Annotated in this window: 5 protein-coding genes; 1 reads left to right on the top strand and 4 read right to left on the bottom strand. The window is 71.1% G+C overall.

The features are described from left to right. Nucleotides 1-268 precede the first annotated feature (268 nt). The 4 genes from VFA06_RS05690 to VFA06_RS05705 all read right to left on the bottom strand — a co-directional run bounded on the left by VFA06_RS05690 (nucleotide 269) and on the right by VFA06_RS05705 (nucleotide 4194). Entirely contained in the window at nucleotides 269-1192 is a 924-nt protein-coding gene (locus VFA06_RS05690) for a deoxyribonuclease IV (protein ID WP_324839344.1), read from the bottom strand. A 65-nt stretch (nucleotides 1193-1257) separates the two neighbouring features. After that, the gene (locus VFA06_RS05695) at nucleotides 1258-2787 is read right to left on the bottom strand and encodes a DEAD/DEAH box helicase (protein ID WP_324839345.1); all 1530 of its coding nucleotides are present in this window, start codon (nucleotides 2785-2787) and stop codon (nucleotides 1258-1260) included. A 210-nt stretch (nucleotides 2788-2997) separates the two neighbouring features. Continuing rightward, nucleotides 2998-3804, bottom strand: coding sequence for an MBL fold metallo-hydrolase (locus tag VFA06_RS05700; RefSeq protein WP_324839346.1), 807 nt, complete (start codon nucleotides 3802-3804; stop codon nucleotides 2998-3000). Between the two features lie 66 nt (nucleotides 3805-3870). Then, entirely contained in the window at nucleotides 3871-4194 is a 324-nt protein-coding gene (locus VFA06_RS05705) for a multidrug efflux SMR transporter (RefSeq protein WP_324839347.1), read from the bottom strand. 225 nt (nucleotides 4195-4419) lie between these two features. On the opposite strand from VFA06_RS05705, the gene VFA06_RS05710 reads away from it, so the two are divergent. Beyond that, nucleotides 4420-4705 (top strand): VIT1/CCC1 transporter family protein (locus tag VFA06_RS05710; protein ID WP_324839348.1); only part of this gene is annotated, 286 nt, incomplete at its 3' end.

The raw sequence follows: 4705 nt of genomic DNA on the forward strand, positions 1-4705 counted from the left end.
GAGCACGGGATCACGGTGCGCTGCCTGGTCCTGCCCGACGGCTCAGTCCCCGACTCCGACGACGCGCCGGACAGCCTCGCGATCGTCGCGCGCGCGTACTGATCTCCGTCCGGCGTCGGCCCGGCCGATCCGGCCAGGCCGGCGCGGAACTCGGCCGGTCGCGGAACACGGTCGGTCGCGGAACACGGTCGGTCGCGGAACACGGTCGGTCGCGGAAAAGGCCCAGGCCGCGCGTAAGCCATCGGCACCTCGCCCAGCCACACCACCGCTACGGCATCGGACGCGCAGCCGCCGACATCGGTCGGCTCGCCCGGACCCTATTGAGGAAGGCGACGTCAGGCGCGTGGGTCGGGGTCTCGACGACCATCGGCACCCCGGCTAGTTCCGGCACGGCGAACAGCGCCTCGAAGGCGCGTGCACCGAGCTGCCCGCTGCCGAGGCTCTCATGCCGGTCCCTGCGTGATCCGCAGGCGTCCTTGCTGTCGTTGACGTGCACCAGGCCGATGCGCCCTGCGCCGATATCAGAGGTCAGCTGTGCGATGCCCGCGGCGAGCCGTCCGGGTTCGCCGAGCGCCTCGCCCGCGGCGTGAAGGTGGCAGGTGTCTAGGCAGACGCCGACGCGCACGTCGTCGACCGCGTCGAGGTATTCGGCCGTGGACTCGAGCGTGGAGGCGAGCGAGCGGCCGCCGCCGGCCGTCGGCTCCAGCAGCAGCCGCACCGACGCGGGCGAGCCCTCCAGCACCCGCTTGAACGACGAGCGCACACGTCGCAGGGCGTCCTCGTGCCCTGGGACGACCGAGGATCCTGCGTGCACCACGACGCCGCGCGCACCGACTAGTCCGGCCGCGTGCAGCGTCGCGGTCAGTGCCTCGACGGACAAGTCGAGTGTGCGCTCCTGCGGCGCCGCGAGGTTGATCAGGTATGCGGCGTGCACGAACACGGGCAGTTCGAGTGCCTCGCATCGCTCCCGAAACTCGCGCGCGGCGCCGGGTTCGATGCGCGGCGGCGCCCACCCGCGCGGGGAGCCCACGAAGATCTGGATCACCTCGGCGCCCACCTCGGCCGCCTCCGCCAAGCCCTTGCGCACCAGCCCGCCCGCGACCGCCACGTGCGACCCGATCCTCGACACCGGCGGCGCGGCCTTGATGATCATCGTCTCCTTGGCCTCGTCCTCGATCAGCTTGCATCGCACCCATCTTCACAGGACCGCGTCCGGAGGCAAGGCCGTGCAGGCCGCAAGATCCGCCCGGGTGCGGGTCAGCGGCCGCGGCCGCGGAAGTGCTGCGAGGCCTTGGCCGCTCCCCCGGAGCTGGAAGGTGTGGAGCTCGACGAGCGGACCGGCTTTCCGCCAGTGGAGCGCGCCGAACTGGGGGCACCGGCCGAGCCCGCACGCTTGCGCGCGGTGCCGCTGGTGTTCGCGTTGGCGGACCCGCCGTTGCCGCCACCGCCGCGGCCGCCGGTACCGCGCCGGCGCCGAGCCTGAGGCTTGCCGGCGGAGGGTGCGCTGCCCGCTGGCCGCGTCCGTTTCGGATCCGCGGGCGCACCGGTCAGCGCGGCGATCCGATCGGGCGCGGCGAGGCTGCGCTCGCCCGGTGCCAGCGTGCCGAGCAGCGGGTCACCGGGAGCGAGACGGGTCGTGGTCGCCTCGATCTTGGCCTTCCTGGTGAGCTGGCGCACCTCGCCGACCTGGGCGTCGGTCATCAGCGTGATGACGGTGCCGGAGTTGCCGGCCCGCGCGGTGCGGCCGGAGCGGTGCAGGTAGGCCTTGTGCTCGACCGGAGGGTCGGCGTGCACGACGAGCGAGACGTCGTCCACGTGGATGCCGCGCGCGGCGATGTCGGTGGCCACCAGGGTCGTGGCCTCGCCTTGCGCGAAGGCGGCCAGGTTGCGGGTGCGGGCGTTCTGCGCGAGGTTGCCGTGCAGCTCGACGGCGGGCACGCGGGCGGCGGCCAGCTGCCGGGCGAGCTTGCGCGCGCCGTGTTTGGTGCGGGTGAACACGATGGTGCGCCCGGGGGCGGCGGCCAGCTCGATGAGGATCGGCAGCCGGTGCTCCGCCTCGATGTGCAGCACGTGGTGGTCCATGTCCGGGACCTCGGAGTGCGGTGAGTCGACCGAATGCGTGACCGGGTCGTTCAAGTAGCGCCGCACGAGTTGGTCGATGCCATGGTCCAGGGTGGCGGAGAACAGCAGTCGCTGTGCACTGGCGGGCGTGGCGTCCAGGAGACGCTTGACGGTCGGCAGGAATCCGAGGTCCGCCATGTGGTCGGCCTCGTCCAGCACGGTGATCTCGACCGCGTCGAGGATCGCGTGGCCGGCTTCGAGGTGGTCGAGCAGTCGGCCCGGGCACGCGATGACCAGGTCGAGGCCGGAGCGCAGCGCGGAGATCTGCGGACGGGCGGACACCCCGCCGAAGATGACGGCCGAGCGCAGGCCCAGCGCGTCGGCCAGGGGCTTGGCGGCCTCGTGGATCTGCACGGCCAGTTCCCGGGTCGGCGCGAGGATCACCGCGCGCGGCCGGTTCGGGCGCCGTTTGCGCGGCGCGGTCGCGAGCCGGGTGAGCACCGGCAGCAGGAAACCGAGGGTCTTTCCGGAACCGGTGCGGCCACGGCCGAGCACGTCGCGCCCGGCCAGCGAGTCCGGCAGGGTCGCGGCCTGGATCGGGAACGGGACGGTGATCCCGGCCGCCGCGAGCAGGTCGGTGAGCGTCTTGGGCACGCCGAGTTCGGCGAACGTGGCCGTCGACGCGGTGGATTTGGCGCTGGTTTGAATGGGGCGGCGAGCCGCCATGAAGACTCCGAACGTGGAAACAGCCGCAGCTCAACAGAAACACCGGTGAGATAACCCGGTGCCGACTGCATCGCTGAATATCCGGCAGTCACGGGAGCGTGTAAAGATCGCGGCGCGAGGCCGACTGGCTCCCGCTACATCCATTGTAGTGCCTTGCCACCGAGTGCCGCGCCATCATGCCGTGTCCTTCCTCGCGGATGGTCGGGCGGCTTAGCGGGCGAGTTGGATCCACGTGCCATGCGCGGGCGCTTGGAGCAGGCGCGTCAGGCCCGCGTCGTAGAAAGCTGCTTCCACCTCTGCCAGGCCTTCGGAGAAGTGCTCCCAGCCGTCGTAGTGGGCGGGAACCACCACGTCCGCGCCGAGGATCGCGGCTGCCGCGGCGGTGCTTGCGCCGTCCAGGGACAGCCGTCGGCCGTCGAACTTCGGCGGGACGCGCGCCGCCCCGGCGTGCAGCAGGGCGACGTCGATGCGCGGCACGCGGCGGGAAATCTCCGCCACCGTGCGGATCGAGGCGTTGTCGCCGCTGACGTAAATGGTGGGCAGGCCGTCCCCGCTCAGCACGAACCCGATGACCTCACAGTTGACGTTGCCTTCGGCGTCGCGTTCACCGTCCTCGGGCCCGTGCACCGCAGGCACCGCGAGCACGGTCAACTCGCCGCCGCCATCCCCACGAGCCACCGCGTGACTGCTCCACGGCGCGACCGCGATCGCGGGTGAACCGAGGCGCGCGGCGGCCTGTGGACCGGCCAGGATGGCCTTGGCGGTCTTCGCGAAGGCGCGGCCGCGGTCGTCGAGGTTGTCCGGATGCGTGTCGTGACTGATCAAAGCCAGATCTACCGGCCCCAATGACTCCTCCGCGACCGCAGGTCCGGCGGTCTTGGTGAGGTATCCGTGCGGGCCCGGCTCGTCGAAGGTCGGATCGGTGATGATCCGCAGACCGCCGACATCGATCACGCTCGTCGGCCCGCCCAACACCGTGATCGCGCATGACTGCCGGGGCAATGCGAGTGAGGTCATGATCGTCCTTACCGTGCGGTCCGATTGCCTCCGATCATTGCACGACGCTAGCCACGACCCCCTGCATCACGGGGTGACTCCGGAGAGGTTCAGCCCGACGATCCCGCACAACACCAGGCTGATGGACACCAGCTTGAGTACGGACACTGTCTCGCCGAGCATGGCCATGCCCACGATGGCCGTGCCCGCGGTCCCCAGGCCGGTCCACACCGCGTACGCCGGCCCGATCTCCAGCCCGCGCAGCGCCCAGGTCAGCAACCCGAAGCTGATCAGCGCGCACGCGGCGAACCCGACGGTCGGCCACAGCCTGGTAAAGGTCTCGCTCTGCTTGAGCAAAATCGCGAACGCGGTCTCGAAGAACCCGGCGATCACGACCAGGAACCACGCCATCGTGGCACCTCCCGTTCCTCCGACAGCACGCAGGTCCGACAACCGCTACCTTCATCCGTACCCGACGACTCGCTCGCGTCGCAGGGGCCGATCGCCCTCAGAGCGCTCCGCGAACGGCCCTAGATGATCGCTCCTTCGTCGGCTGGTGACGTTCGGCCCCGTCCGGTCCTGACGTCGGGACTTTGGCCCCATGCCTGCGGATCCGACGCGATCTACGGTGACAGCATGAGCCACCAGTCGGTACGCAGCGCGCCCAGCCACGACGAAGCACACGCCGACGGCATGGCCATACGCCTCAACTGGCTGCGCGCCGCAGTGCTCGGCGCCAACGACGGAGTGGTCTCCCTCGCCGGCCTGGCTGTGGGCATCGCCGGGGCCACCACCTCGCGCACTACGATCCTGACCGTCGGCGTCGCCGGCCTGTTCGCCGGGGCGCTGGCCATGGCCGCCGGCGAGTACGTCTCGGTCAGCAGCCAACGCGACAGCGAGCGCGCCCTGCTGCACCTGGAAC

The organism is Actinocrinis sp. (assembly GCF_035653575.1).
In the GTDB taxonomy this organism is placed as follows: Bacteria; Actinomycetota; Actinomycetes; order Streptomycetales; family Catenulisporaceae; genus Actinocrinis.

Coding starts and splice junctions, on each gene's coding strand:
- VFA06_RS05695 (WP_324839345.1), bottom strand. CDS start 2,787: ATGGCGGCTCGCCGCCCCATTCAAACCAGCGCCAAATCCACCGCGTCG.
- VFA06_RS05700 (WP_324839346.1), bottom strand. CDS start 3,804: ATGACCTCACTCGCATTGCCCCGGCAGTCATGCGCGATCACGGTGTTG.
- VFA06_RS05705 (WP_324839347.1), bottom strand. CDS start 4,194: ATGGCGTGGTTCCTGGTCGTGATCGCCGGGTTCTTCGAGACCGCGTTC.